Source organism: Streptomyces canus (assembly GCF_041435015.1).
Taxonomy (GTDB): domain Bacteria; phylum Actinomycetota; class Actinomycetes; order Streptomycetales; family Streptomycetaceae; genus Streptomyces; species Streptomyces canus_G.
The window spans coordinates 9786872-9813643 of sequence record NZ_CP107989.1; the positions used below are offsets into that span (position 1 = coordinate 9786872).

At 69.7% G+C, this 26772-nt stretch carries 23 protein-coding genes and 3 pseudogenes; 7 read left to right on the forward strand and 19 right to left on the reverse strand.

The features are described 5' to 3' along the window. Positions 1 to 77: 77 nt before the first annotated feature. The 9 genes and pseudogenes from OG841_RS44580 to OG841_RS44620 all read right to left on the reverse strand — a co-directional run. Positions 78 to 2012, reverse strand: a complete 1935-nt coding sequence (locus OG841_RS44580) for a glycoside hydrolase family 65 protein (protein ID WP_328636136.1) — start codon at positions 2010 to 2012, stop codon at positions 78 to 80. A gap of 53 nt (positions 2013 to 2065) precedes the next feature. Beyond that, the gene (locus tag OG841_RS44585) at positions 2066 to 2965 is read right to left on the reverse strand and encodes a universal stress protein (protein WP_371570019.1); all 900 of its coding nucleotides are present in this window, start codon (positions 2963 to 2965) and stop codon (positions 2066 to 2068) included. 184 nt (positions 2966 to 3149) lie between these two features. Continuing rightward, positions 3150 to 4142 (reverse strand): Acg family FMN-binding oxidoreductase, encoded by a 993-nt coding sequence (locus OG841_RS44590; RefSeq protein ID WP_328636134.1) that lies wholly within the window; start codon positions 4140 to 4142, stop codon positions 3150 to 3152. A 61-nt stretch (positions 4143 to 4203) separates the two neighbouring features. After that, the gene (locus OG841_RS44595; RefSeq protein ID WP_328636133.1) at positions 4204 to 5112 is read right to left on the reverse strand and encodes a DUF1918 domain-containing protein; all 909 of its coding nucleotides are present in this window, start codon (positions 5110 to 5112) and stop codon (positions 4204 to 4206) included. A 121-nt stretch (positions 5113 to 5233) separates the two neighbouring features. Next, positions 5234 to 5551, reverse strand: coding sequence for an Hsp20/alpha crystallin family protein (locus tag OG841_RS44600; protein ID WP_371570021.1), 318 nt, complete (start codon positions 5549 to 5551; stop codon positions 5234 to 5236). Positions 5552 to 5741: 190 nt separating this feature from the next. Continuing rightward, positions 5742 to 6029 (reverse strand): DUF1876 domain-containing protein, encoded by a 288-nt coding sequence (locus tag OG841_RS44605; RefSeq protein ID WP_371570023.1) that lies wholly within the window; start codon positions 6027 to 6029, stop codon positions 5742 to 5744. Positions 6030 to 6040: 11 nt separating this feature from the next. After that, positions 6041 to 7432 (reverse strand): nicotinate phosphoribosyltransferase, encoded by a 1392-nt coding sequence (locus OG841_RS44610; protein ID WP_365120517.1) that lies wholly within the window; start codon positions 7430 to 7432, stop codon positions 6041 to 6043. Positions 7433 to 7471: 39 nt separating this feature from the next. Continuing rightward, positions 7472 to 8077 (reverse strand): Rv1733c family protein, encoded by a 606-nt coding sequence (locus OG841_RS44615; protein WP_328636129.1) that lies wholly within the window; start codon positions 8075 to 8077, stop codon positions 7472 to 7474. A 167-nt stretch (positions 8078 to 8244) separates the two neighbouring features. Further along, positions 8245 to 8412: pseudogene (locus tag OG841_RS44620) on the reverse strand (universal stress protein); the annotation flags it as partial. A gap of 389 nt (positions 8413 to 8801) precedes the next feature. Between OG841_RS44620 and OG841_RS44625 the strand changes: the two are divergent. From OG841_RS44625 to OG841_RS44635, 3 genes are all read left to right on the forward strand, one after another. Beyond that, complete coding sequence (locus OG841_RS44625; RefSeq protein ID WP_371570026.1) at positions 8802 to 9665, forward strand: universal stress protein; 864 nt, start codon at positions 8802 to 8804, stop codon at positions 9663 to 9665. Beyond that, positions 9658 to 11178, forward strand: a complete 1521-nt coding sequence (locus OG841_RS44630) for a bifunctional aminoglycoside phosphotransferase/ATP-binding protein (protein ID WP_328636127.1) — start codon at positions 9658 to 9660, stop codon at positions 11176 to 11178. Before OG841_RS44625 ends, OG841_RS44630 begins: the two co-directional genes overlap by 8 nt. Positions 11179 to 11267: 89 nt before the next feature. After that, positions 11268 to 12296 (forward strand): alcohol dehydrogenase catalytic domain-containing protein, encoded by a 1029-nt coding sequence (locus OG841_RS44635; RefSeq protein ID WP_365121407.1) that lies wholly within the window; start codon positions 11268 to 11270, stop codon positions 12294 to 12296. A 552-nt stretch (positions 12297 to 12848) separates the two neighbouring features. On the opposite strand, the gene OG841_RS44640 is transcribed toward OG841_RS44635, so the two are convergent. The 4 genes from OG841_RS44640 to OG841_RS44655 form a co-directional block, all read right to left on the reverse strand. Beyond that, positions 12849 to 13892: an alpha/beta fold hydrolase gene (locus OG841_RS44640; protein WP_365121409.1), complete on the reverse strand. Its 1044-nt coding sequence runs from the start codon at positions 13890 to 13892 to the stop codon at positions 12849 to 12851. A gap of 129 nt (positions 13893 to 14021) precedes the next feature. Continuing rightward, positions 14022 to 14252 carry a hypothetical protein gene (locus OG841_RS44645; RefSeq protein WP_371570028.1) on the reverse strand — a complete coding sequence of 77 codons (231 nt, stop codon included), beginning with the start codon at positions 14250 to 14252 and terminating at the stop codon, positions 14022 to 14024. A 596-nt stretch (positions 14253 to 14848) separates the two neighbouring features. After that, complete coding sequence (locus OG841_RS44650) at positions 14849 to 15520, reverse strand: CBS domain-containing protein (protein ID WP_328636125.1); 672 nt, start codon at positions 15518 to 15520, stop codon at positions 14849 to 14851. A gap of 630 nt (positions 15521 to 16150) precedes the next feature. Next, positions 16151 to 17026, reverse strand: a complete 876-nt coding sequence (locus tag OG841_RS44655) for a universal stress protein (protein ID WP_371570030.1) — start codon at positions 17024 to 17026, stop codon at positions 16151 to 16153. A 260-nt stretch (positions 17027 to 17286) separates the two neighbouring features. On the opposite strand from OG841_RS44655, the gene OG841_RS44660 reads away from it, so the two are divergent. Next, positions 17287 to 18105, forward strand: coding sequence for a universal stress protein (locus OG841_RS44660; RefSeq protein ID WP_371570032.1), 819 nt, complete (start codon positions 17287 to 17289; stop codon positions 18103 to 18105). A 143-nt stretch (positions 18106 to 18248) separates the two neighbouring features. Here the strand turns inward: OG841_RS44660 and OG841_RS44665 are convergent, their stop codons facing one another. Further along, the gene (locus OG841_RS44665; protein WP_371570033.1) at positions 18249 to 18929 is read right to left on the reverse strand and encodes a CBS domain-containing protein; all 681 of its coding nucleotides are present in this window, start codon (positions 18927 to 18929) and stop codon (positions 18249 to 18251) included. Between the two features lie 24 nt (positions 18930 to 18953). After that, positions 18954 to 19382 carry a Crp/Fnr family transcriptional regulator gene (locus OG841_RS44670; protein ID WP_328636121.1) on the reverse strand — a complete coding sequence of 143 codons (429 nt, stop codon included), beginning with the start codon at positions 19380 to 19382 and terminating at the stop codon, positions 18954 to 18956. A gap of 660 nt (positions 19383 to 20042) precedes the next feature. Between OG841_RS44670 and OG841_RS44675 the strand changes: the two are divergent. Next, positions 20043 to 20300 (forward strand): annotated as a pseudogene (locus tag OG841_RS44675) (acetate--CoA ligase family protein); the annotation flags it as partial. A 324-nt stretch (positions 20301 to 20624) separates the two neighbouring features. Here OG841_RS44675 and OG841_RS44680 read toward each other — a convergent pair. Further along, complete coding sequence (locus tag OG841_RS44680) at positions 20625 to 21290, reverse strand: DUF4389 domain-containing protein (protein ID WP_328636120.1); 666 nt, start codon at positions 21288 to 21290, stop codon at positions 20625 to 20627. 133 nt (positions 21291 to 21423) lie between these two features. On the opposite strand from OG841_RS44680, the pseudogene OG841_RS44685 reads away from it, so the two are divergent. Together OG841_RS44685 and OG841_RS44690 are read left to right on the forward strand one after the other, a co-directional pair. After that, positions 21424 to 22201: pseudogene (locus OG841_RS44685) on the forward strand (MFS transporter); the annotation flags it as partial. Positions 22202 to 22540: 339 nt separating this feature from the next. Further along, positions 22541 to 23212: a class I SAM-dependent methyltransferase gene (locus OG841_RS44690; protein ID WP_371570035.1), complete on the forward strand. Its 672-nt coding sequence runs from the start codon at positions 22541 to 22543 to the stop codon at positions 23210 to 23212. A 125-nt stretch (positions 23213 to 23337) separates the two neighbouring features. On the opposite strand, the gene OG841_RS44695 is transcribed toward OG841_RS44690, so the two are convergent. The 3 genes from OG841_RS44695 to OG841_RS44705 form a co-directional block, all read right to left on the reverse strand. Further along, complete coding sequence (locus OG841_RS44695) at positions 23338 to 24156, reverse strand: SAM-dependent methyltransferase (RefSeq protein ID WP_328636118.1); 819 nt, start codon at positions 24154 to 24156, stop codon at positions 23338 to 23340. A gap of 191 nt (positions 24157 to 24347) precedes the next feature. Continuing rightward, the gene (locus tag OG841_RS44700; RefSeq protein ID WP_328636117.1) at positions 24348 to 25994 is read right to left on the reverse strand and encodes a peptidoglycan-binding protein; all 1647 of its coding nucleotides are present in this window, start codon (positions 25992 to 25994) and stop codon (positions 24348 to 24350) included. A gap of 144 nt (positions 25995 to 26138) precedes the next feature. After that, positions 26139 to 26585 carry a peptidoglycan-binding domain-containing protein gene (locus OG841_RS44705; RefSeq protein ID WP_328636116.1) on the reverse strand — a complete coding sequence of 149 codons (447 nt, stop codon included), beginning with the start codon at positions 26583 to 26585 and terminating at the stop codon, positions 26139 to 26141. Between the last annotated feature and the right edge of the window lie 187 nt (positions 26586 to 26772).

Here is a 26772-nt window from a genome sequence, read left to right on the forward strand (position 1 = left end):
TTGGCATGAAACGGAAATCCGCTTCGGAGCCTAGGCGGTGTGCGGCACGTGACGGTGCGGATGCGGGTGCGCCACGCTCATTCGCTCGGATCATCCGCCTTCAGAACGAGCGTGCAGGTCTCCCCGGGCGCGATCGTCACGGCTCGGTCGGCCAGCACCACGCGGATAGCTGATTCCTCCGAGTCGGGCACGCCGATCTGCAACTGTCCGCTCAGGCGCCGTATGCCTACCCCCCAGTGGCCGCGATAGCGCAGCGAGAAGCCGTACTCGGAGAGCGCCGGAAGAGGCACGGGGTCCAGCCACAGGGCGTCCTCGCGCGTCTCCAGTCCCGTCAGTCCACGCTGGACCAGGTCGAGGGTCCCGGCCATCGCCCCGAGGTTCAGCCGGATGCGATCGCGCAGTTCCTCCCGGCGCCAGGCGGGAAGGCGCCGCAGGAGGTCCAGGGCGCGGCCGAGTACCCAGGCGGCGGTGACGTTCGTGTACGCGTTGTCGTTCAGCCCCGGCTGAGCGGCGCCCGGGTAGGAGTCGTGGTACTCGTCGGGGCCGACGACTCCGCGGATGTGGTAGCGCTCCGTCGCGGGATCGAAGGCCGCGAGGTCCGCCCAGAAGCGGGCGATCTGCAGCAGCATCTCCGCACCCCTCGTGTGCAGGAACTCGGTGTCACCGGTGGCCTCGCAGTACTGCCACACGTTGTACGCGATCGCCGAGCCCACGTGGTGCTGGAGCCGGGAGTGGTCCGGTAGCCAGCGCCCCGAGCGGGGGTTGAGATGCCACTCCTGGGTCTCCTCGCGACCGTCGCTGCCGCTCTGCCAGGGGTACATCGCCCCGCTCCGGCCGATGGCGGCGGCGGCTTCACAGGCCCGCGGGAGGCGTCGGTACCGGTAGTTCAGCAGAGCCCGGGAGACCTCCGGAAAGTGCAGGTTCAGGTGCGGCAGGACGAACAGCTCGTCCCAGAAGACGTGGCCCCGGTACGCCTCGCCGTGCAGGCCCCGGGCGGGGACGCCCGCGTCCAGGTCCGCGGTGTGCGGGGACAGCGTCTGCAGGAGGTGGAAGAGGTGGAAGCGCAGGACGCGCCCGGACTGACCAGGCACCTGGATCTCCGCGCGCCGCCACAACCGATCCCAGGCCGCTACATGGGAGTTCAGCAGGCCCGCGAAGTCGTCCGCCGAGGACAGTCGGTCTACCGCCGCCCCGAGAGGATCGCTGATCGCCGTGTCGCGTGAGGTGTGCAGCGCCACGGTCTTCTCCACGGCGACGGGACGGCCGGGAGCGAGCGGGAGCACCAGGCGGTGAACGGCACGGTGGCGGGCCGGGCGGAGCTCCGACAAGGCCGGTGGCCGGTCGGTGACGATCGTCCGGGCGGCCATGGCCACACCGATGTCGGAGGTACTGGTCCGGCAGGTCAGCCAGACCGTGTGGGGTTCCCTCGCCCCGGTCCGCACCTGGGTCAGCTGGTGGCCGTTGAGGGCACGGTAGCGGTGCACATTGCCGTTGGTCACCTCGCCGTCGAGGCAGGACTCGATCTCGACCTCTCCCGACCAGTCCTCGGCGGTGAAGACCGTCCGTAGTGCGGCCAGATGAGGATCACCCATGTGCACGAGGCGGGTCTGCTCGACGGCGACCACGCCTGTTCTCTCGTCCCGGTGGCGGAAGGTACGGGTGAGCGTTCCGCGGCGCAGATCCAGGGTGTGCCGGTGGGCGAGGAGGGTGTGCGGACGGGGGGCGAACCAAGGGCTCCACGCACCCTCGGCGCGGCGCAGGCGGAACCGCAGGAGCAGCCAGTTCGGGAGATTGACCAGGTCCTCGTTCACCACCTGTCGTCCCGCCACCGTCGACTCCGGGCGGTTGTAGCATCCGGCCGCGTAGGTTCCCGGGTAGTGCACCAGGCCCGCCCGGCACTCGGGCACCGCGCCGCGTGTGGCGAAGTAACCGTTGCCGAGCGTGCAGAGCGATTCCCGCAGCTGTTCGGCAGCGGGGTCGTATCCCTTCCACGCCCAGGTCCACTCCGACATCCGTCGCCCTCCTCAGTTGGTGAGCCGTGGGAGGGTGCCTGCACCGGCGAACCTCAGACCCGATGAGGGACGACGGCGACCGGGCAAGCGGAGTGGTGCAGCAGGGCGTGGGCGACACTGCCGAGTTGCAGACCGGAATGCCCGTGCCGGCGCAGAGCACCGACGACGATCAGGTCGGCATCGGCCGACGCCTCCAGCAGGACACGGTGGGCGGGGCCCTCGACCGCGCGGTGGCTGACATCGACCTGGGGGTGCTCCCGTACGACCTCGCGCAGCGCGTCGCCGAGGGTGGCCGATACTTGCTCCTCGGGCGCCACGGCGGCGTCCGCCGCGAGCCGGGGGCCGCCCGGGAGGGACTCAGTGGGAGGGGAGCCTGGTTCGTGAACCGGACTGCGCCAGGCTCGTACGGCGGTCAGAGCGCAGCCGCGCACCTCGGCCTCGCGGGCGGCGAACCGCACGGCACCCGCGCCTCCAGTCGCATCGCCGACTCCCACCACGACCCGGCCGAGGGATCCCCGGAGGTTGCGCTCGTCGCCTCGGACGACGATGACCGGGCACATGGCGCGAGCCGCCACCGTGAGGCTGACCGATCCCAGTAGCAGCCCGGCGACCTCGCCGCGGCCATGAACGCCCGTGACCAGGGCGAATGCCTCGGACCCCGCTCGAAGCAGCGTGGACACCGCATCGGCGGCCACCACGTCGGCGGACACCTTCACCTCGGGGTCGCGGAGCCTGGCTCGTTCCGCGCAGGAGGCGACGATGTTCTGCGCCATGACCTCTCCGGCGGGGCGATCGGTGCTGAAGGCGGGCCGGGCTCTTTCGTAGTGCTCCCAGAGGGAGGCATGGACGAGCCGCAGCGGCAGGCTGTGGCGGTCCGCTTCGTACACCGCCCAGTCGACCGCCAGCAGACTGGATTCCGATCCGTCGACGCCCACGACCAGCGGGAGTTCCATCGGGGCCACCGCCTTCCGTCCCGTTGCTGACAGACCCCCTCTGAATACCGTCGCACCGCCCGCACGCCGCCGCGACATTCGGGCGGCACTCGGACCGGGGCCGTCGCCGGGTTGCGGTGCGTCGGGTCGCGACGACCCTGGAGACGACGGCTGGGCGTGGTCCCCGGCCGTGGACAGTCCAGGGTCAGGCTTCGATGTCGAGTACCTCCGACACAGGGCGGCGTGGTGTGCCGGGACCGTGGGGGCCGTAGCCCAGGCGCAGCAGGACCTGCGTGTAGCCCGTCCCGGTCATCGGGTCGCGCACTGGCCAGCGCAGGTCCGTCCATTCGAGAGGCTGGGTCACGAAGGAGCTGGCGAGCCCCTCGCGAGTGGCCAGCAGCAGGACGTGTTCCATCGCCTGGCCGGCGCGGAGCCAGTCCTCCGGGCGGTCGTGATCCGTGCTGATCAGAGCCAGTTGAGGGTTCTGCTCGAAGTCCGCCGCGTCACGTCCCGCCACCCGCCGAGGGCCCGCGAAGTCGCGCATGGGAGCCTTGCCCCCGCGCTTGCGCGGACCGAAGGCGTAGTACGGGACTCCGTCGTCGGCGGCGCTCACCGACGGGGCGTCGATACGCGTCCACCGGGCCAGGTCCTGGTCGCTGCCGCGGTCGGTGATGTTGCGTGCCTCCGCTTCCTGAGCCAGTTCCAGCACTTCCCCCAGATGCCATGAGGTGGGGAACGTCAATGCCGCTCCTTCGGTGAGAGCGGCCGCGGCGAGAGCCTCCCGCACGGCCTCGGGGAGCTGTCTCTCCTCGAACGGGTAGCGGCTGCTGTGCCGTTGGCGGATCGCCGGATACAGTGCGTCGAGGCCGCTCTCACCGCTCGTACGGCCGGCCAACCGCACGCTCGCGAGGAGTGACCGGTCGGTGAGGTCGGGCAGCAGCCGGGTTTCCGGGTGCCGGCCCTCGTGGACGATGGCTGCCCTCAGGTTCAACAGGGCGGCACCGCAGCCGAGATGAAGGCCGCGGGTATCGGGGTCGGAGTGCGGCATGGTGCGCTCGAAGTCGGCCCATACCTCGAAAGCGCGGCTGCGCCGGAGATAGCGGAAGCGCCAGGGCTGCACGTTGTGCATCGACGGCGCGGCCACCGCGTCGTGTACCACGGAGGCCACCCACTCGTCGGACGGTGCTGGCCGGCTCATCAGAACACCCTTCGGTAGCCGTCGGGACGGGAGCGCTCTTCCATGACCGGCGACTGCCTGGTCATTCATCGGCTGGAGTGATGCGGCGGCCCGTGAGGTGTGTGGGCCGGATCGACACCCACATCTCGCGTTCACCGCCCGGCCATGGCGTGGTGTGGGCGTCTTCGGTGAGTCTGCGCACGGTGTCGGGTTCCGTCACAACGCTCGCGGGGCCGACGGCGAGGACGCTCCAGCCCCGGCTGAGGGCTTCGTCCATGTGATCGACCTCGAAGGCGACCTCGGTTCCGACGGCTGCCGCGGGTGTGAGGTTGGGCGCGGTCCGGAAGACGATCGCGTCATCGATGACGTCGTAGTTGACCGGCACGACCGCCGGGCGGCCGCCCTGCGCCGACACCGCGACGCGCCCCACGCCGTGGGTGGAGAGCAAGGTGCGGCATTCCTCCGGGCCGATGTCCAGCAGCTGAGGATGCTGCAGTGCCTGTCCGTGGCCGGGTGGCAGATCCATTCCTCCTCCGCGCAGCGTGGTGACGGTGGTGCCCAGCGCGTCGGCCAGCCTGATGAGGGTCGCCATACTCGGGTCGGCAGGCTGTTCCTCCAGGTAATCCAGATAGCCGGAGGCCATGCCGGCGCGGCGGGCCGTCTCCTCTCGGCTGAGGTTCTGTCTCCGGCGTTCGGCGGCCACGCGTCGGCCGATGTCACCGGGGCCGGGTGCCCTGGGCGGCATGACGTTCGCCTCGGCCGTGTCGGGGCCGGAGGGGGTGAGGGTGCTCCCGGGCTGTCCGTGTTCGAGATGGCGGATGTGTGCGTCGGGCCCGGGGAACACGAGCGTCACTTCGTCCGTGTCCGACCAGCGCACGTCGTAGGGAGGCGTTCCGTCCTCGTGATGGAGTCCGACGATCTCGCCGTCGCGCTTGGCGGCGCCGGTCGTCGTGCGTTCGATGACGAGTTGGTCGCCGAGGTGAGCTCGCATGGCGTCCGCCCTCTCCTCAGAATGAGGCTGTGTCCAACGTGTCACGCGCGACGGGCGGCCGCGTGGGACCGGTCAGCCGCGGAGGCCACCCCACCCGGCTCCGGCACACCCGTCGCCCCGCTCAGCCGGTGATCTCGATGCGCTGAGCCTTGCCCTTCTCGGTCTTGGGGACCTTCACCGTGAGGACTCCGTTGTTCAGATCCGCGCTGATGTGCTCGGTGTCGGAGTTCGGCGGCAGAATCGTGCGGTAGTCGAACTGGCCGATGTGACGGGTCTGTCGGCGGACCGTCCCGGTGTGTTCCTTCTCCTCGATCTCACCGTGGATGTCGAGTTCACCTTCGGCGACCTCCACGGTGATCTGGTCCTTGTCCACTCCGGGCAGCTCCAGTTCCACCAGGTAGGCGTCCTCGGTGTCCTCGATGTCTGCCAGGGGGCCCATGGCTCGGCCGTACCGAACCCGGGGAAGCCGCCACCAGAAAAGGCGGTGTGCATGAGCTGGTCCACCCTGGTACGCAGGTCCTCCAGCTCCCGCAGGGCTGCCGGAAGACCACCTCTGCTGTGTCGTGCGGGGTGTGTCATGGCTGATCCCTCCTTGACTTCCTTCTTGGGTGTCGCTGTGTCGCCGTCGGTCACGTGGGCCACCCGGTGACCTCCCGGCTGTGTGGCTGCGATGCGCCCATGCCCTCGATGTCGCGCTCGGCGGTCTTCAGCAGCTGCCTGGCCAGGTTGTTCATGGCCCGGCCCGCTGCCAGTTCGTCACCGATCTCCGGCACGTTCGCGTCCGCCGGATGGCAGTGCGCGGTGCCGCGACCGGTGAGCTCTGTGGCGCCGGTGTCCAGGGTCAGATGTGCCTTCGTCGTTCCCGTGTCGTCCTCGAACAGGTGAAGGTGAATCGTCCATTCCAACGTATGCGGCATCGCTCTCCTCCTCACCTAGGTACGGACCGATGTGATCCGGGCGGGGCACTTTCTGGGACCTGGGGCCGTGCGGAGGCGGCAGGCATCTCGTCCTCGATGCGCTGCCGGACGCGGGCCGTGAGTACGCTCAGTCGCTCGGAGGTCGTCGCCCGGGGCGCGACGGGCGCTCGGATCCGGCGGGCGGCCGAGGGCAACTCTCCCAGGTCCGCGGCGAGTCTGGCCCGGCACTCGTCGAGCATGGGCCGCCTGCCGGTGCGCCGCCCGTTCAGCATCACCGTCTCCAGCAGCGGAGCGCCGTCGGCGGGGGGCTGCTCATGGGCGAGAGCGATCTCGTCGGCGCAGCCTGGGCGGCGGAACACCTGTTTGCGGCCGGGCGCCGTCACCTTCGCCGACGAGAGCTTCATCACCGGGCGGCCGTCGAACTCGACCAGCTTGTAGGCGGAGTCCAGATACGGCGCGTCGGCCGACACGCCGACACGGGTGCCCACGGCGTACGTGTCGATCGGTGCTCCGGAGCGCACGAGGTCGTCCACGGCGTACTCGTCGAGACCACCACTGGCGACGATCCGCACGTCCGGCAACCCCGCGTCGTCGAGGAGGGAGCGGGCGCGGGCCGCCAGGCTCCCGAGGTCGCCACTGTCCAGACGTATGGCTGAGCCGGGTCCGCGGTCGAGGTCCCGCAGTACGCGTGCCGCTACGCGGACTCCTTCTTCGGTGTCGTAGGTGTCCACCAGCAGGGTCACCGGGCCGGGGTGGGACCGGGCGAAGGCGCGGAACGAGTCCTCCTCCGAGGCGAACGCCTCCACGAAGGAGTGGGCCATCGTGCCGACGGCGGGGATGCCCTCGGCGGTGGCCGCCGCCACGTTGCTGGTCCCGGCGAAGCCGACCGTCGCACCCAGACGAGCGGCCTGGAACCCCGCCTGCGGCCCGTGGGAGCGCCGCAAGGAGAAGTCGACGACCGGATGACCGGCCGCCGCGACGACACAGCGCGCGGCCTTCGAAGCGATCGTCGTCTGATGGCTGAGTTGGTTGAGCACATACGTCTCTACCAACTGCGCCTGCGGAAGCGGTGCGGTCACCTCCAGCAGCGGCTCGCCCGCGAGCACGATCCGCCCCTCCGGCACCGCCCGCACCTGGCCGGTGAATGTCAGGCCGAGCAGCGGCTCCAGGTCCCCTGGCGGCCTGTGCAGCGCGGAAGCGAAGGCGTCGACGTCCTCGGGGCCGACATGAAAGTCGGCCAGGTAGTCGAGTGCCGACTCGAGCCCCGCCGCCACCAGGAAGCCGCGTTCAGGGGGCAGGTTGCGGACGAAGAGGCTGAACGTCGCCTGGCCGGTCATCTCCTCCCGCAGGTAGGACATGGCCATCGTGACTTCGTACAGATCGGTGGTCGTCGCATCCGACATCGGTGTCACCTCCTGGGGTTCCGTCCCGCCTCCTGCTCGTCACCGGCGGAAGCGCGCGGACCACTGCGGTTCCACCAGGTCCCATTCGGCGTCCCAGTGCGCATACCTTCTCCGGTCCAGGACCAGGCGCATGCCTGCCAAGGCCGCGTAGGATCCGGCGGCCACGCCGAACGCCGCCATGGCGCCCACCATCCAGCCACGGCTCGTCGCATTGAGAGTGCTCGTCGGCGGACTGGTGACGGTTCCCTCCCGCGTCACCCACACCCGCACGGTGGCGCCTTTGGGAGTTCCCGGCTTCACGAGGGCCGCTCCCGTCCGCACGACACCGTTGGTGTCGGTCCAGCGGACCTGAGCCGGTCGCTTCGCCCAGCCCTCGTCGCTCTGGACGCCCGCTGTCAGTCGGGCGGTGACCTGGTGCCGCTCCGCCGCCTGGGAACGCACGGTGCCCATCGACGCTTCGTACGCCGTCAGTCCCGCGCTGACCGCGGCTGCCGGCAGCCCGAGGACGAGAACGACCATCAGGACGCGGCGGACCCAGCATTCGAATCTGTCGGAGGTACGTCGCAGGGAGTTCGCGCCCTTGTACGCGTGATCGCCGCGCCGGGACGGCGGGCCGGATGCATACGGCGAACCTTGTGCGCTCATGAGTCGGCCTCCAGCATCTCGCTGGTCCGTCCCCCACCACCAGCTCCCACAGTCGACCGGCAGCGGGCTCGCGGCACAGGGCCGAAAGTCCCTGTGGGGCGGGTTTCCGGCCCAGGTTTTCGCCGGACGCCGACCTGGTCCCTCGCCGTAGACCCCGGTCATGTCGGTCATACCTGGGGAACGACCGCGACGGGACACGGCGAGTGATGCAGGAGTGCGTGATTGATCAAGCCCAGCTGCAGGCCCGGGTGGCCCTGCCGCCTGCGTGCGCCGACGACCAGCAGGTCCGCCTCCGATGCCGCGTCCAGCAGTGCTCGGCGGGCCGGGCCCTCGATGACCATGGGGTTCGCCCGGGCGTCGCGATACCGCTGCACAAGGCCACGCAGGGCGGAATCGAGGCGGAGCGACATACTGTGCCGGGCCGGCTCGGCGGCGCCCCAGTTCACCGCCACCGCCTCCAGGCTCGATTCGGATCCGTCGATGCCGATCACCACGGGAATCGCCACCGCACCCGTCTCCTCTCGTGGCAGGTGCCATGTGCCAGGTGCCTGGACTTCCTCCCCTCTACGGCTCCGCATGCGCCGGGGAGGATATTGGGGTACTCCTCGTAGGAGAGAAGCACCGCGCTCGGCATGTCGGCGACGTCCGGAGCATGCACGCCATCGGACTCGTTCACCGTCACCCACCGTCGTATCCAGTTTCGTACGAGACGGAGGCCGCCGCCATGCAGCCAGTGATCACCGTGGGCCTCGACGGCTCACCCGAGAGCCTCGCCGCCGCCCGTTGGGCCGCCGACGAGGCGGACAGGCGCAAACTCACGCTGCGCCTGCTGCACGCGTGGCCGCTGCTGGTGCCGGAACCGGCCCGTGTCCCTTCGGAAGTGGATCAGAACTACTGGGCGAAGCGCTTCGTCCACACCGCGCGCGCGGAACTGGAATCCAGCCACCCGGGTCTGACCATCATCGGGAGCCTGGTGGCCGACGACGCCCGGAAGGCTTTGCTCCAGGCGGCGTCGGACTCCGAGCTGATCGTGCTCGGCTCACGGGGGCTGGATTCCGTCGGAAGCTACTTCCTGGGTGACGTCAGCATGCCGGTCGTTGCCCGGACAGAGCGGCCGGTGGTCCTGGTCCGCACGGGATACGGGACAGCGCAGCCGACGCCGGCGAACCGTGTGGTCGTGGCACTGAAACTCCACGGATCCAGCGACGAACTGCTCGACTTCGCCTTCCACACCGCCGCGGTCAGAGGGGTTGCGCTCCTGGCCGTGCACGGCCGAAGCGTGCCGTTGCACGCGCGCGTGCCCTGGGGCGTGGACCACGCCGTGACCGAAGAGATGACAGGGGACGCGCAGCAGGAGCTGAGCAAGGCCCTGCACCGCTGGCGCGAGAAGTACCCGCAGGTGGACGCGGCCCACGCCATCCGGCTCGAGACGCCCGCGAAGGCCGTCGTTCATGCTGGCGAAGGCGCCGCGCTGCTCGTCGTCGGCCGGCGCACACACCGGCACGACATGGCACCCCACCTGGGCCACGTGACCCACGCCGCCATCCATCACGGGCGCTGCCCCGTCGCCGTCGTCCCCCATGGCTGAGCCCGGCCACCCCGGGCCACCGCGCCCGCGCGCGCAGGTGTGCGAGACCCATACCGCAATCGTTTTCTTCGCCGGAGACCGCGCCTACAAGGTCAAGAAACCGGTGGACCTGGGATTCCTGGACTACACCTCGCGCGCGGCGCGCCAGGACGCGTGCGAACGCGAAGTCGCTCTCAACCGCCGCTTCGCCCCCGACGTCTACCTGGGTCTGGGCGAGTTCCGCAGTCCCGACGCGGAGGCGCCCGAACCTCTCGTGGTGATGCGACGCATGCCCGCGGACCGGCGTCTCTCCCGCCTGGTACGAGAAGGGGCCGTCCCGGACGATGTCCTCCGGGCCGTCGCCCGGCACCTCGCCGCGTGGCACGCGGAAGCGCCCCGTGGCCCGGACGTGGACGAGCAGGGCACGCGGGACGCCCTGTCGTCGCGCTGGGAGGCCAGCTTCGCGCAGGTCCACGCGCTGGCCGACGACGGCTCCGTGCCCGAGGGGATGACGGAGACGGAACAACTGGTGCGCCGCTATCTCGCAGGCCGCGAGGGGTTGTTCGCGTCCCGTGTCGAGCAAGGGCGCGTGGTCGACGGCCACGGTGACCTGCTCGCCGAGGACATCTTCTGCCTCGATGACGGACCCCGTGTCCTGGACTGCCTGGAGTTCGACGACCAGCTGCGCTACGTCGACGGCCTGGACGACGCCGCCTTCCTCGCCATGGACCTGGAACAGCTCGGCGCCCCGGAGGCCGCCTCCTCCTTCCTCGCGCAGTACAGCGAGTACTCCGGTGATCCGGCACCCGCGTCGCTGTGGCACCACTACGTCGCCTACCGCGCGTTCGTCCGTGCCAAGGTCTCACTGATCCAGGCCCGCCAGGGCGCGCCAGACGCGGGGGCGGCATCACGCAGGCTGGTCTCGACGACGCTGCGCCACCTGCGCACCTCCGCCGTCGGCCTGACCGTTGTCGGCGGGCTGCCGGGCAGCGGGAAGTCCACCCTCTCCGGTGCGCTGGCCGACCGGCTGGGGGTCACCCTGCTCAGCAGCGACCGCGTCCGCAAGGAACTGGCGGGTATGCCCGCGGAACAGTCCGCGGCGGCCGGCTACGGCGAAGGGCTGTACACACCCGAGTGGACCGCCAGGACCTACGCCACCCTCCTCGACCGGGCGGCCGCCCTGCTGTCCGCCGGCGAGTCCGTCGTTCTGGACGCCACCTGGTCCGACACGGCACAGCGTGAATCGGCACGGCTTGTGGCCGAACGCACCAGCGCCGACCTGGTCGCCCTGCACTGCCACGTCCCGGACGACGTGTCAGCGGCCCGCCTGAACACGCGCGCCTCCGGGCCGTCGGACGCCGATCTCGACATCGCCACCGCCATGGCGGCCAGGGAACCCGAGTGGCCCGAGGCCGTCGCCGTCGACACCAGCGGTCCGTTGGAGTCCGCGGTCGCCCGGGCGCTGGCAGCCGTACGCCCCTGGGGCACCGGCCAGGCCCCGGTCTTCCGCCGCCCCTATATGGAGCCGGACTGACGCAACACGCACGACGACCCGGTGCTCCGTGTTGCCGGGGTCTCCCGCCGGGGCGACCGTGGAGGTGGGGGAGCGAGGGAGTGAGTACCGTGCGAGCGCTCGTCTACCACGGCCCGGGGCACATCTCCTGGGACACCGCCCCGGACCCCGCGATGGAGGAGACGACCGACGCGATCGTGCGCGTCGACGCCACCACCGTCTGCGGCAGTGATCTGCACATCCTGGGAGGAGACCTCCCCGAGGTGAAACCGGGGAGGGTCCTCGGCCACGAAGCCGTGGGTGAGGTCGTGGAGGTCGGCCGTGATGTCCACGGCCTGCGCCCCGGCCACGAGGTGATCGTGTCGTCCGTCTCGTCCTGCGGCCGCTGCCAGGCGTGCCGAGACACCATGCGCGGGCAATGCCGCGGGGGCGGTGGCTGGATCCTGGGAAACCAGATCAACGGAACCCAGGCCGAGTTCGTGCGGGTCCCCTTCGCCGACCACTCGACCCACAGACGGCCTCCCGCGGTCCCGCTCGACGACGCGCTTCTGCTCGCCGAGGTTCTGCCCACCGCCTACGAAGTAGGGGTACGGAACGGACACGTCGGCCCTGGAGATCTTGTCGTCGTGGTGGGCGCGGGTCCCGTCGGTCTCGCCACGGTCGCCGTCGCGCGGCTGTACTCACCCCGCCGGATCATCGTGGTGGACCTTTCCGACGCCCGGCTGGAAGCCGCCGCTCGCGTGGGGGCCGATGCCGCCGAGGTGCCGGGGAAGATGATCGCCGAGCTGTCCGAGGGACCGGGCGCCGACGTCGCCATCGAGGCATCGGGCGAACCGGACGGCTTCGTCCTGTGCACCCATGCCGTCCGGGCGGGAGGGCACATCGCCAACATCGGGACGCACGGCAGACCGGCCACACTGCATCTCGAGTCCCTGTGGCGGAAGAACGTGACGATCAGCACCGGCCAGGTGGACACGTCCTCCACGCCGTGGCTGCTGGAACTGCTGAGGTTCGGACGCCTGCCCGTCTCCCAGTTGGTCACCCACTCCTTCGGCCTCGACCGGATGGAGCACGCCTACGAGGTGTTCTCGCAGGGCGCCACCACAGGAGCCCTCAAGGTCGCGCTGCACCGGGAGTGAAAGGAGCCTGGAAGCGGGAGGCCGAACGGGGCGGCCGGTCCATCGGACGCAGTGCCGGGAGGAGCACCGATGCACTGGGAAACCCTCGGCAAGGACACCACATCGGTCGTCCCACCCCGTCTCGCCGAGTGCAAAGGGCGACAGGCTGCACTGGCTCGACCTGGAGGTGCCCGACGACCGTTTCGTGGCCTCCACGCTGCTGCTGCAGTCCCGACATCCCGGCTCCGCGATCTATGTCGCCACCAGGGAGTGCGGGCTCGATCAAGGGGCCTCGATGAACGGCAGCCCGAGGTCCGGGTCTTGGATGACCGGGACCACCAGATCCGGGTGGACGACGGGATCAGCGCCAGGGCGGCGTTGCTGGATACACCAGATGATCCACCCTGTCACGCTCGCACCCAGGGCGCGGAGGATGCCGTTGCCCGCCGTTCGGGCGAGGGCGCGCAGACGGCGGACTCATCTCGCTGGTGCCTGTGGCGGCCCTGACGACGGCGCAAGGCTGACGTTCAGCCCCTGGGCCCCCACGGTTCGCGGGTCGAGGGCTCGGCTGTTCTACGGAGCCGGGCTGATGTCGCCGTTGGTGTTCATGTCGAAGATGCCCTGGGCCTTGCCGTCGACCTTCAGGTGCTTGAGCCAGTGCTTCGAGAGGTTGTGGACGTTCTTGTGCTGCATCTCCCACACCACCGAATGCCCGGCGCAGTCCAGCTTGACCATCAGCTTGTGGTCGCCGGCGATGGCGTTGTACAGCGCGGGGACCGAGAAGTTGAGTTCCGGATCTCCGCTCGACGTGTTCGCCTGCTTGTCGTGTTCCCCGTACGCGATGAGGACCGGCACGCTGCCGCCGAGGACGCCGCCCTGTGCCGCGGTGGTCTTGTTCCAGCCCCACCGGACGAAGTTTCTGATGCGATTGCGTCCTTCACCCTCCGGCCCCCACGTGCTGCCCACCGGATCGCTTTTCATGATCGCGTTCCATACCTTGTCGCGCATCTCTTCTTCGCGCTGGCCCTCGCAGTGCACTTCGTTGCTCCACCCGTTCCAGGTTCCGTCTTTCGTGCTCAGGAACGTCGGGAAGCCGGGCTGCGGCAGCGGGTCGGGGGCGTTCGACGTGCCCTCGGGCGGGAAGATCGGCGCCAGCAGGAACAGGCTCGACACCTTGCCCGGGTTCTTGACCGCGTATGGCCCCATCGTGAACGCGGCCGCGGACCAACCGATGAAGGCGACCTTCTTCACCCCGCGCTCGCGGATGATCCACTCCACGACGGTGTTCAGCTCGTCCCGGTCGCTGTTCGAGTTGGTCAGCTGGAACGGATAGTTCGGCGGGCCCGGCGTGAAACCTGGAGGTCTCGGCTTCAGAAGGTTCTGCTGGGCGGGGTTGACGTTGCGAGGGTCGCCCATCTTAGGCCGCGGCGACAGCCCCGAGCCCTGGAGGTCCATCATGAAGACGTCGTAACCGGCCTGCGCCAGCGCATCGGCCCAGCTGTACGACTTGAAATCGAGATCAAAGCCCGCGAGCACCGGAACGCTCCGGCCGTGGAGCATCAGGACGGCCGTGCGCTCGTTGAGGTGGCCGGGGGGCGTGCCGTCGCGCTCCCGCACGAAGAGTTCGACGTCCTCGCCCTGATTCGCGGGGACGGTGGACTTGTGGGGTACCCGGTGGTCTTTCACGGTGACGGGCATGAGGATCCGTTCTATGAGCTCGGCCGGGGCGTCGTTGTCCCGCCCAGATCACGCTCGATGCGCGGGACCGTCCGCGCCACAGCAGGGGGCCAGTCGTGTGACGTGCGCTTTCTCCGTGTCGGCGGCGGCCTGCTCCTGCTCGTCGTCCTCCGACGGCGACAGCGACACCCCGTCGGCGGTCAGCTCGCCCGCCAGCCCCGCCAGCCCCGCCAGCCCCGCCAGCCCCGCCAGCCCCGCCAGCCCCGCCAGCCCGGCGTGCCGCTCAGCGACCACCCGCACGATCCGCCCCGGCGTGTTCCCCGCGTCCATCCGCCGCCCGTTGCGGGAGGTGAGCAGCGGCCTGGAGGCAAGCGCCGACGCGGCTGCGCTACGAACGCCAGACCGGCAGGCGAAGAGACCAGGCCGGTAGGACGCGCCTCATTGTGTTAGCCACTGTTCGGTGGGTGTGATCAGGCCGCGGTGGCCGTCGTAGCAGTGGTACAGGACATTGCCGCGGCCGGTGGCTGTCGTCGGCGAAGAGCACGAACGGGAACCCGGTGAGGTCCAGCCGCTGTCGTGCTTCGGCCACCGGCATCGGGGACGGCGGCAACTTGCTGACGGTCAGTGGTGCGGACTCGTTGCCGACCGGTGTGCGGGGGTGCATCTGGGTGACCCGGTATCTGATCGGCCCGGAACGACCATGGTGTCCTCACCAGGGCCGGCGTCGGCGCACAGATGGAAGCCGTAGTCCCCTCGACTCGAGTTCGAAGGCCGCTTCGTCCGGTGACTCACGGGCGAGACCGACGCCCCGACGGGCAAGCGCTCTCGGTGGGTTTCCCAGCGTTCGGCCAGCCGAGCCGGCCGGTTCGCCAGTCGGCCCTGGAGCAGGATGAGGGTCACCGCCCTTGTGTGCCGGCTGTGGTCTCGCTCTCTGCGCGGAGGTGATTCGTGACATCGACGACACCGTCGACGCTCTCGGAGAGTAGTACTGCGATGGGGATGAGACTTTCCTGCGGCACGGTGCCACTGAGCGTCACCCGTCCGTCGGCGACCCGGACGGTGACCTCGCCGGATCGCAGGCCGAGGGTTCGGGTCAGCACATCCGTCGTGATCTCCTCCTGGATGGCGACGTCTCGCCGCAGGAAGACGTGCAGCAGGTCATCACGGCTGACGATACCCACCAGCCGGCCGACGTCATCAACGACGGGCAGCCGTTTGACGTGATGGTGAGCCATGGCGCGGGCCGCCTCCACGACCGACCACTGCGGCCGCGCAGTGACGGCGGGGCTTGTCATCAACCCCTCGGCGGTCAGCGCGTGGGCCTTGGCGCTTTCTGTGGGTAGCAGGTGTGCGGCGGTCACGTGTCCGCCCGGATCCGCATGGCTTTCCTGTTTACGCAGCAGGTCCGCCTCCGAGACCACGCCGATCGGGCGGCTTTGATCGTCGACGACGGGCACTGCGGTGATGTCGTGCTCCGTGAGGTGCTGGACGATGTCCTTGAAGCCCATGTCCCGCCGCACACTCACCACGGCCGTGGTCATGAGGTCTCCGACCAGTCGATGCAGCATGTCGCTGCTCCCTCCTCGGGCGCTCGCGGGACAAGTCTCTCTCCACTGTCCGCTCCTTGGAGAGCGCCTGCATTTCACGCGTCCTGGGCGCACGGGCCGGGCGAACGAGGAGCGCACCCTGGTTGCCTCCGCCGAGCCGCGCCGGCCCGCGCTCGCGGTCGGCGCCTCCGGGGGGCCGACTCAATCATCGGTGTCGCAGTTGACGGGCCAGCTGCCCGCTCGCCGCTACGGGTGGCCGTGGCTACCGGCGGAGGGAACACCCCCACGGCTGCCATCTCTGGCCATCGGCGTTGCCAGAGGCACCGGCAGCGGGGTCGTTCGGCCGTAGCGCAGGGGCGCGGGCGGCCGCCGCGGAGGGAGCGAGAACCGTGGATCTCGTCCGGGTGCCCGTCGTCACTGTTCCCGGCCACACCTGGCACGCGGGCTCACCGGAGAGCACGCGACCGACCAGGGCCCAGGTCACCGTTGTCAGCGGCCAGGCGGATGCCGGGCGTTCGCGCCGGCTCCCGCCCGGTGCGCTGACCGGCGAGGGTCGAACCCGGCCGCGTAGCAAGTGCCCGGACAGCGGACGGCAGCAGCCCGTCCGTGACGCCAGTGGTCCGACACACTGGCTTCCTGTAGTTGCTTGGCTCACTCATGGGGGATGACGGCGACCGGGCAGCGTGCGTGGTGGACGGCGGCCTGGGCCACGGAGCCCAGGCGTGGTGCCGGGGCGTGGTGGATGCGCCGACCCACGATCAGGAGTTCGGCGCGTTCGGCGGCTGCTACGACGACCCTGGCGGGGCTTTCGAGGCGGATGTCGTCCGTCACGGCCACGCCCGGAAACTTCTCGCGCCAGGGGCGGAGGGCCTGGCTCAGGTGTTTCTGTGCGTCCTGGATGATCCCCTGGGTCACGGTGTGGTCCACGCCCCACGGGGCGTACGCGTGGATCGGGATGGCGCGGCCGTGGACGGCGCGGAGGGGCACGCCTCGAACTGCTGCGGTAGTGAAGGCAAATTCGAGCAGGTCGTTGCAGGGGCCGTGCATTTTCAGCCCCACCACCACTCCGCCTGCCGCACCTGACTCAGGCGTCGAGGCCCCTTCCGCACGCTTGTCGGCGCGTACGAGGACCACGGGCCGCTCGGCGCTTGCCACGACGGACAGGGCGATGTCACCGAGGAAGTAGCTCTCCGCCGGAGTCAGGCCCTGCGAGCCGAGCACGAGCATCTCCGACTCGGACGCCGCGTGGATCAGTGCGTCCTGCGCGTCGTCGGCGACCAGGTTGCCGACGACGGTGAGGCCGGGATGGGGCGCCTGGAGTTCCTTCTGGGCGTTGTGCACGAGGCGCTTCGCCCAGTAGTTGTGGTCCACTTCGGAGGGGACGGCGGTCGGTTCCGGCACCAGTAGCGGCCACGCGTGCAGCAGGCGCAGGGTGAGTTTGCGCCGCTGGGCTTCGTCGGCGGCCCAGTGGGCAGCGGCGAGGCTCTCGGGTGAGCCGTCGAGGCCCACGGTGAGGACTCGTTCCATGGCGACTGCCTCCGTCTCGTACGAAGCTGGAAGGACGGCGAGTGTGGCCGCTTTCCGGACTGCTGCGGTCTCGGTGAGTCTTTGGCCGCGCGAGCCGGCTGTGGGACGTAGTCAGCGCAGCGCATGAGCCTCTGGGCCGGCGCGTTGAGCACGGCGCTTCTTCCCTGAGGAGTACCCCAGATCTCCTCGCGGCTCATGTGGTCCCGGAACGGCGGCGAACGGACGGACGTGAAGTCCGGAACGAGGAGGAGGCGGAAGCGATGGCGGTTCCCCTGGTGGTCGGCATCGACGGGTCCGAGGCGAGCCTTGAAGCGGTGGAATGGGCCGCGGACGAGGCAGCCCGGCACGAGGTGCCGCTCCGTCTCCTGCACGCGGCCTCAGCGGATCATGACGTGTCAGATGTGGTCGCCGCTGCCTCGGAGCGAGCCAGAAAGAGTGCTGCTGCGGTACGGCTGTCGAATGAGGTGCTGACCGAGGACGCGGCGTCCGCGCTGGTCAGCGAGGGACGCAACGCCTTCGCTCTGGTCCTCGGGTCCAGAGGGCTGGGAGGTCTCGCCGGACTGCTCCTCGGTTCGGTCAGCCTGGCTGTGGCCGCCCGTGCCGACTGCCCGGTCGTCGTCGTGCGCGGCGGGGTGGAGCAGCGGCACGGAGGGTTCGGGTGCGTCGTCGTCGGAGTCGAGGACGGGGAGGGCAGCGGTACGGCCGTGGACTTCGCGTTCCGCGAGGCTCGTGTGCGGCGCTGTCGGCTCCTGGCGGTGCATGCCTGGAGTGTCCCGGTCGGGAACCCTGGGCCTCCGGGCTTGTCCGGCTACGCCCTTCAAGCCCTTGAGCGGCCGCCTGCCCAGGTGCTCGCTGACGCCTTGCGCGAGCCCGAGCAGCGGTACCAGGACGTGCCGGTGAGCAGGGAGGTGGTCGAGGGCTCGGCACGACAGGCGCTGCTGAATGCCGCGTCCCGTGCTGATCTGCTCGTCGTCGGAGCCCGCAGACGACATGGGCACGTCGGTCTGCAGCTGGGCCTGGTCAATCATGCGGTGCTGCATCACGCGCCGTGTCCGGTCGCGGTCGTTCCGCAGATATGAGGAAGTAGGGGCGGGATGGGTCCGTGTCCGCTCAAGGCGCGAACCCGTACGGGGCGCCGCATTCCTTCGGTCGAGAGGTGCGTGAGAAACGTTCTCGACCACGTAGTGACGCGTGCCCAGCGCGCCGACGCAGGCCACTCCCATCACTGCACGCCACCTGGTCCAGACGGAGTGCCGGACTCGCCGCCGGTGAGGTGGGGCTCGACGTCCACGACGCCCTCCACGGCGCGCACGAGGCGCACGGCGACCGAGATGAGCGAGGTGTCGCGGATGTGTCCGCGGAGGGTGACGACCCCCTCGTGCACGTTCACGTGGATGGCGTGGCTGAAGGCCGGGAAGAGGTAGGAGACCACGGTGCGGCGGACCTCCTCCTCGATGTCCTCGTCCGACCGAAGGAAGACCTTCAGCAGATCGGCTCGGCTGACGATGCCCTGGAGCATGCCGATGTCGTCGACCACGGGCAGGCGCTTGACGTGCCGGACGGCCATGATTCTGGCTGCCTGGGCCAGGGTGACGTCGGGGTGGACCGTGATGGCGGGGGTGCTCATGAGCTCCTCCGCCGTGGCTCCTCCGGCCTTGGCGACGTCGGACAGACGCCGACGTTGCTCCAAGAGGCTCGGGTCGTCGTCGCGGAACTCCTCCTTGGGCAACAGGTCGGCTTCGGAGACGACACCGATCACGCGGCCTTCGCCCTCAAGGACGGGCATCGCGCTGACTTTCCACTGCTCCAAGGTCCGGACGATCTCTTTGAAGGGCGCGTCGCGGCCGACAGCCACAACCGTCTGGGTCATCACATCGCTCACGATGTGCGGGGTCTGTGGCACTTCGAAGCACCTCGTCTCGCCTCGTCAGGGAACCTCGCCCGCACCGTGGGGCGCGTACAGGTCGAGCAGTCGCACCCGGGCGGACCTGAGCCGACGCGCGAGCACGCCGGAGACGTAAGTGCACAACTCGTGATCCAGACCTGGGTCCTTCGCGCACAGCTCACGCACCGCCGTCGCGTCGAACTCGTAGGCTCGCACCGGGCTGTCGGCCTCGGCTCCCAGATGCCAGTGATGGGGAGGGACGAGCCAGGACCAGCCCAGCATCTTGCCCGCGCCGAGGGTCTCGACGACCGCTGCCCGCCGCCCAGGCACGTGAAGGTCGAGAGCGACCGTTCCCGTGTGGATGATCCAGAAGTGGTCTGCCTTGCCACCCTCGTTGAAGATGCGCTCGCCCTCCGCGAACGACACCTCACGAGCGAGTGACATGAGCTGCTCGCGATGTTCCTTGGTCATGGCGCCCAAAACGCCGGTCCTCGCAACCACGATCGCCGTCCCTTCCCCGCGACCTCGAAGTGGAGACGGGCTCCTGTCCGGTCACGGACGTCTCATCACGCGGCAGATGCGAAAGCCATGGCGGCGGGTGGGACCCAGCGGCGTCTTACTCCCGGCCGCATGACTCCACCATCGCCGCTAATCGGCGTGGCGCAACCCGGGCGGAGACATTCCGAGTGCGGGGCGCGTGTCGCGGTGGGTCCAGGCCGGTGCGACGGTCTTCACAGGGGCTCGCACAGTGGCTGGGCGGAAGGGCGGTGGGACGATGGAGTTTCCGCTGGCCGTGGGGGTCGATGGATCGGATTCCAGCCTGGAGGCCGTGGACGAGGCGGCGCGCCACGGACTGTCAGTGCGGCTTGTCCAGGGCTCGCGGTGGGAGCGGTGCGAGTGGCGCCTCCCCAGTTTCGGCACCGACCGCCCGTCCGGAGTGATCATGGCGGAGAGCATCGCCGCGTCGTGCGCGGAACATGCGCGGCTGCGAAACCCGGAGCGGTAGGTCTCCGGCGAGGCGTGGCTCGAGGACGCTGCGTGCTGCTGCACGACGGGCCACGAAGTGTCTGCCCTCGTCACAGGCCCCCGAGGCCGTGGTGAGTTTGTTGACGTACACCGCCAAGCGGCCGAAGGCCCCGCTCACACCTGAACGCCGCACCGCGCTGCGCACCGCTGCTGTTCGGCGCGCACGGCGGCCGACCGGTCGACCTCGAAGGTCGAGAACAGCTGCTCCTGCACCTGTCGCGGATGACGAGCGACCTGCCGCAGCTCGTCGAAGCCGACTTCAACGCCGTCCTGGCGACACCCGGCGAGGCCACGGTGCTCGACGCACGTGTACGCCTGCTGCCGCGTCGGGCCCAGGGCCCTTACCTGCGTCGACTGCGCTGAAGAGGAAGGCACATGAGTGGTGGTCGACAAGCCTGCATGAGGAAGGCCACGAAGGCCATAAGAGGAGGCGGACCGGCGTGCTGAGCAGGGTGCTGGTTGCCTACGGAACGACGAACGGGTCGACCGCGCAGACTACGGAGGCCATCACCGACGTCCTGCGTAAGGACGGACTGACGGTCGAGGCGATGTCCGCCCGGTCCGTGACGCCTGGAGGCGAAGGACAGGAGGCCGAGCGCCTACCGTCCAGGCCCCTTTGGCGTCCGGCGCCGAAGGGCGGGGTGCCCAGCCCGTGCACGGTGGGGAGTGCGGCCAGTGGCGCGGCGATTACGCCCGCTCTTCCGGAGTGGCGGCCTCCGAGCCGCCCAGGTCCAGGCGGAACGGTGGGTACTTGTCCGTCATCAGAGCGGCGTACGCGGTGACTCGCAGGACCCACCGGTTGAGGCCGATGATCAGGTCGAAGAGATCTTTCGGATACTTCTCGGTGAAGGCCAGGATCACGGCCGCGATGACTGTCAGCAGGGCGATCAGGCCACCGGACCACCAGCCGAGGTGGGCGCCGCCGAGGAAGAAGCCGATGACCATGTAGTGCGGGATGGCCAGGAGCCACCATTTCACCAGCACCAGGCCGCGGGAGAGCCGCTCCGGGTAGGCGATGTCCAGCCGTGCCGGGTAGTCCGCTTCCTCGCCCAGGCTGAACGGGGGATACCGGTCGGTGCCCAAGGCGTCGTACGAGTAGTACGAGACCCGCCAACTCCAGCGCAATACTCCTAGGTTGAAGTCGAACAGGGCTCGGGGATAGCGCTCGGTGAACAGGATGGCGAAGAAGGCGATCACGGTCACCACGGTGAAAGCGATCCAGAGGAAGAACAGCACCACGTAGTGCGGAATGGCGAGGAGCCACTTCACGAGCCACAGCCATCGGGACAGTGGCGAGTCGATGTGCGCGTTCACCCGGACCGGGCGGTCGTGGAATCCCACCGGTGTCGTCATGGTGATCAGCTCCCTCCCCCCGGCGTGTGTGTCGCCGGGCGGGCTCATGACCAGCCTGACTGCTTCCACCCTTCCTCGCGAGGGCAGTGTGGGTCCGTTCCGGTGGCCTATCGGCCTACGCACCCGCCGGCGGATCGTCCTGGTGTCCCGGATCGTCGTCGGTGTCGTCGTCGGCGGCCTCTGGACGATCGGCGCATCACTGGCCGAGCGTCTGGTGCCCGCCCGATCGGTGGGCCGCGCCACGACCGTGATCTTCTCCGCGGTGCCGCTGGGTTCGGTACTCGGCGTTCCAGCCCGGCACTTCATCGGGGATCTGGTCGGCTGGCGCACCGCATTCGCCGTGATGAACGCCCTCACTGTCGGCGTGCTGATCATGCTGCTGGTCGTCACGCCGCCCCTGCCGCCCACGTAAACCATCCGACTCGACGTAGTGCGCGGCATGCTGAAGTGCGTCAATACCCGCTTCGCACTCGTGCTGACCATCCTGGTCGTGCTGGCGCACTTCGGGGCCCACACCTAGGTCACGCCGTTTCTCGAGCAGGTCACCGGCGTCTGCCCTCGACGGATCACCGTCTTCCTGCTCGGCTACGGCGCCGCGGGCATCATCGGGAACTTCCTCGGCGGCGCACTGGTCACTCGCCATCCCCGGGCCGTCCTCGGTCTCGCCGCCGCCGTGATCGCGGCCACCCCTCTGTTGCTCCCCGTCCTGGGGCAGTGGCAAATCGGCGCTGTGGCACTACGGCGCAGTCCCCGTCACATCTCAGACCTTCCCTAGGGGCACTGGCCGGCGGCTTCGTCGTGGACCGCACCTCGCCGTCCACGGTCATGACGCTCGCAGGTGTCACACGCTCATGGTCGGGGCCGTGTCGGCTCACTCCGCCCGACGACTGGCGTGGCCGGACAACCCCTGAGCCCCATTTCATAGCGCCGGCCGGCCATAGAGGCCGCGACCAACACACCAAGGAGAGGACAAAGGGCGGGACGTGAGAAGAAACAGATGGGAGGCACGGGCTCGCTCGGTAGGCATGGGCTTCGACACGCCCGTGATCACCGACACCGTGCGCCGCTCGGCAGACCGCTCACCTTGCCCGAGGCGAGGGCGTCGAGCTGTGCCGTTTGCCGGTCCGGCAACTTTGTGTGCGCATCAGCACGGGTCCCGGCACCATCGACAACGAGCCCCGCACGCCGATCAAGGATGGATGATCAGCGGGGCGACGCGACACAGCATCACGAGCAACGGGAGGCATCCGGTGTCAGGTCACCACGAGCACGGTCGAGGCGGCGAGCACGACGAGCAGGCGGCCGCCGCGATGTTCGAGCCGGCGGGTTGGGACGAGCGCTACGCGGGGCAGGAGCGGTTCTGGAGTGGCGAGCCCAATCCACAGCTCGTCGCCACCGCTGGTGAGCTCACCCCTGGAACGGCGCTGGACGTCGGATGCGGCGAGGGCGGTGACGTCGTCTGGCTGGCCGGTCAGGGCTGGCGCGTGACCGGCGCCGACTTCTCGGCCGAGGGCCTGGCCCGCGCCGCCCGCCACGCCGAGCAGGCCGGCGTGGCCGACCATGTCGACTGGTGGTGGGTGGACGCCAGGACCTTCGATGCCGGCGACCGCTCGTACGACCTGGTCACCAGCCACTATCTGCACGCCCCCGACGGCGGCATGGTCGAGGTGACCCGTCGGCTCGCCACAGCCGTTGCCCCGGGCGGGTTGCTCCTCGTGGTCGGGCACGCGCCGTCCCATGAGTTCACGCAGCTCGCCGAGAGCCACCGCAAGGCGATGTTCCTGGCCGCAGAACTCCTCCCCGGCTTGCCGGACGACTTCGAGCCCGTCGTCGTGGAGCAGCGCACCCGCACGCTCAAACGGGACACCGGGCCGGTCGAGGCCGAGGACTCGGTGCTGTTGGCACGCCGCGCGGAGCGCTGAACATCCGCTGAGGACTTGCGGCGCGGTCACTGAGCGAGTGACGCCGGTGGTGTGCGCCACGCGCGAGGCTCCCGCGCTGTCACGAGAGGTGTTCCAAGCCGCGACCTCGACGTCGACCGGGATGGTCAGGGCTTGCGGGCGAGCCCGGCGGCGATGAGGTGTTCCCAGACCGTGAGTTGCCGTTCCCCGCTGTTGTTCCAGGGGGTTTCGATCTGGTCGGGGCGCCACAGCGGTGCGGGGACGATACCCGGGTCGAGGATCTCCAGGCCGTCGAGGAGGGAGGCGATCTCCGCGTCGGTGCGCCACCGGCCGCGGCCGAACGTCTGCTGGAGGACCTTCTCGGCCTCCCGTGTCTCCGGGTTGTTGCCGGAGCGGAAGTGGCTGATGAAGAAATGGCTTCCGGAAGGCACCTGGTCGCGCCAGTAGCGCACGATGCCGGCCGGGTCCTCGTCGTCGTTGACGTGGTGGAGAATCGCGCTGAACACGACGGCGACGGGACGAGTGAAGTCGATCATGTCGCGGGTGTCGGGGTGGGTGCGGACACCCTCGGGGTTGCGTACGTCGACCGCGACGACCCGGGTCCGCTCGTCCTTCTCCAGCAGCGCCCGACCGTGGACGAGGACCTGAGGGTCGATGTCGACGTAGACGACCCGGGCCTCGGGCGCGTGCCGTTGCGCGACCTGGTGGACGTTGTCGGCGGTCGGCAGACCGCTGCCCAGATCGATGAACTGCCGGATGCCGGTGGTTTTCACGATCTCCCCGACCGCGCGGGTCAGGGCTGCGCGGTTGGCGAAGGCGATGGCCACCGAGCCGGGCAGGTCACGCTTGAACACGTCGCCGATCTCTCGGTCCACGGCGTAGTTGTCCTTGCCGCCCAGCAAGTAGTCGTACACGCGGGCGATGCTGGGCTTGGACGGGTCGATGGGGGAGCCTTCGTACGTCATGACGGCCATTTTCCCCACAACGCCGCCCGGTGACCATGGTTTTGGGATGCCTGGCCCTTTGCCGGCCGCCCGGTATGCCGATCCGGAGCCCGCGCCGCAGCAGACTGTCGTACGACTTCTCCGTGCGCCCGCTGAAGCAGTCGCCGGTGCCGGAGTCCTGGGAAGGCCGCCGAGGACCCCGGCAGTTCGGCTCAGCGGACCCGGATGAAGACCACGTCGTAACCGCTGTTCGTGGAACGGGACTTGACGTAGACGCCGTCGCTGCCGCCGTTGGGGTTGCTCGTGTTGCCCTCGACGGTGGTGAAGGACGACCCTGCGGGCGCCGTGCGCACGATGCCTATGTGCTCGTGGCCACCGGTGAAGTCGCTTCCGCCGTCCCAGTCGAAGGCCACGATGTCACCCGGCTGCGGGTTGGTGGTCACCGACAGGTGGTAGTTGCCGGCCCGCGCCTGCTTGACCCAGCCCGAGACGTAGGTGTTGCGGTAGGACGTGGCTCCGGTCTGCTTGGCCACCCAGCTCACGAAGGTCGCGCACCAGGCGTAGTTGCTGGTGGACAGCGAAAGTCCCACGGATGAGCCGTAGCTGTTCGCGCGGGCGCTGCCCTCGACCGTGCCCACCTCGGCCGCCGCCACATCGAGGATCTTGGCGTACCCGCCGCCGGGCGGGGGCGACGACGGCGGGGTGACCGCACCGTACAGGGCGGCCTTCGTGTTCGGCCCCACCTGGCCGTCGACCGAGAGGCCCTTCTCGGCCTGGAAGTCCCTGACGGCACTGTCGGTGAGCGGCCCGAAGTCGCCGTCGACGGCGAGATCGGCACCATGGTGGTTGAGCAGGCTCTGCAACTCGGTGACGCAGCCGCTGCGCTGGCCCTGCACGACCTCGTTCGGGCAGGAGGCGGAGTTCAAATTGATCGGCGCGGGCGCGCCGTTGCCGCCGCCACCGCCGATGTTCGAGTACAGGGCGGCCTTGGTGTTCGGGCCGACCTGACCGTCGGCGGTGAGGCCGCTCGCGGACTGGAACGCCTTTACGGCCGCCAGGGTCTGCGGGCCGAAGCTGCCGTCGACGGCGAGGCTCTGCCCCTTGCCGTTCAGCAGGGATTGGAGCGTGGCGACGCAACCGCCGCTCTGCCCCTCCACGATGTTCGCCGGGCAGGACGCCGACCTCAGGTCCAGGCCCGTCGACGGTGACTCGTCGGTGTCGTACAGCTCTCGCTTGGTGTTCGTGCCGACCTGGCCGTCGGCCGTAAGACCGTGGGCGGACTGGAAGCTGCGGACGGCGCTCGCGGTCCCCGCGCCGAAGTCGCCGTCCACGTCGACCGCGTAACCGTGGTGAACGAGCAGCCGCTGGAGCTCGGTGACGCATCCGCCCTTGGCGCCCTGCACGATGTTCGCGGGGCAGGAGGAGGAGTTGAGGTTGACGGGGGCGGGCGCCGAGCCGCCGGTCGCGTACAGCTTGCCCTTGGTCGCGGGGCCCACCCGCCCGTCCACCGCGATCGCTGTGGCGGCCTGGTACTCACGGACCGCGTACAGGGTGGCCGACCCGAACTGACCGTCCACCACCAGACCGGCGCCGTGGGCGTTGAGCAGGTTCTGCAACTCGGTGACACAACCGCTCGCCTGGCCCTGCACGATCTCGTTGGGGCAGGACGCGGACGTCAGCCTGATCGGAGCCGGCGCCGCCGACGCCGGGCCGGCGCCGAGCACGATGGCGGCCGAGACCATCGCCGCGGTGGCGGCGAATGTCCCGACGCGGACACGCCAGCCGGCCCGGGTGCGGTGCGCGACCCGGTGCGGTGGGTTTTTGTCTTCGGCGTGAACGAGGAACGGGGGTCTTCCCATGGCGGCGAGGTTCTCCTTCTCGAGACGGGCGTGGGGTGGGGACGGGGGGGAGCGGGAACACACATCCGCGGCCCGTCCTTGCGGGGCAAGGACGGGCCGCGGCCGGTCAATCGACGATCAGCCCGGTTGGGCGGGTCGTACCGGTCAGGCGGCGAATCGCTTGAATGCCGCCCGGGTGCCCGAACCGGCGATGCCGTCGATGGCGCCCGTGTAGCCGTAGTCAGCCTTCAGCAGACGCTGCAGCGCCTTGATGGTGTTGGGCCCCGGGTCCCCGTCGATGTCGTCCGTGTAGCCCCAGTACGTCGCGAGGCAGCGCTGGAAGGCCTTCCAGCTGTTGGTGCCCAGCTGGCCGTCGATGCCGCCCGTGTAGCCCCAGTAGTCCGCGAGGAAGTTCTGGACGTTCTTGGCCTCGGCCGTGGTCAGACCGAAGTTCTGCGTCGCGGCCACGGCGGCGGGCTGGGCGACGGCAGCCGTCCGCGCGGTGCTCGTGGTCGCCGCGAAGCTGGTGCCCGCGGTCGCCACACTGCCGGCGGCGAGGCCGGCAACGGCGATGACGCCGGCGATGGTCCTGCCCAGAGCGTTCGGTCGCATGTGTTCCTCTTTCGTTTGTGGGGTCGGCACCTGTCACGCCGAGCGGGCCAGGTGGCGGGACCAAGGTGCCTGGCGCCCGGGCACCGCGGCCACGGCTGCGGCCCAGGTGGCGGTCTTACGGGACGACCACCCTGCTGACCTGCGGTGACAGCATCCGGTGGGACGGTGATGTGGGACACCTGTGACA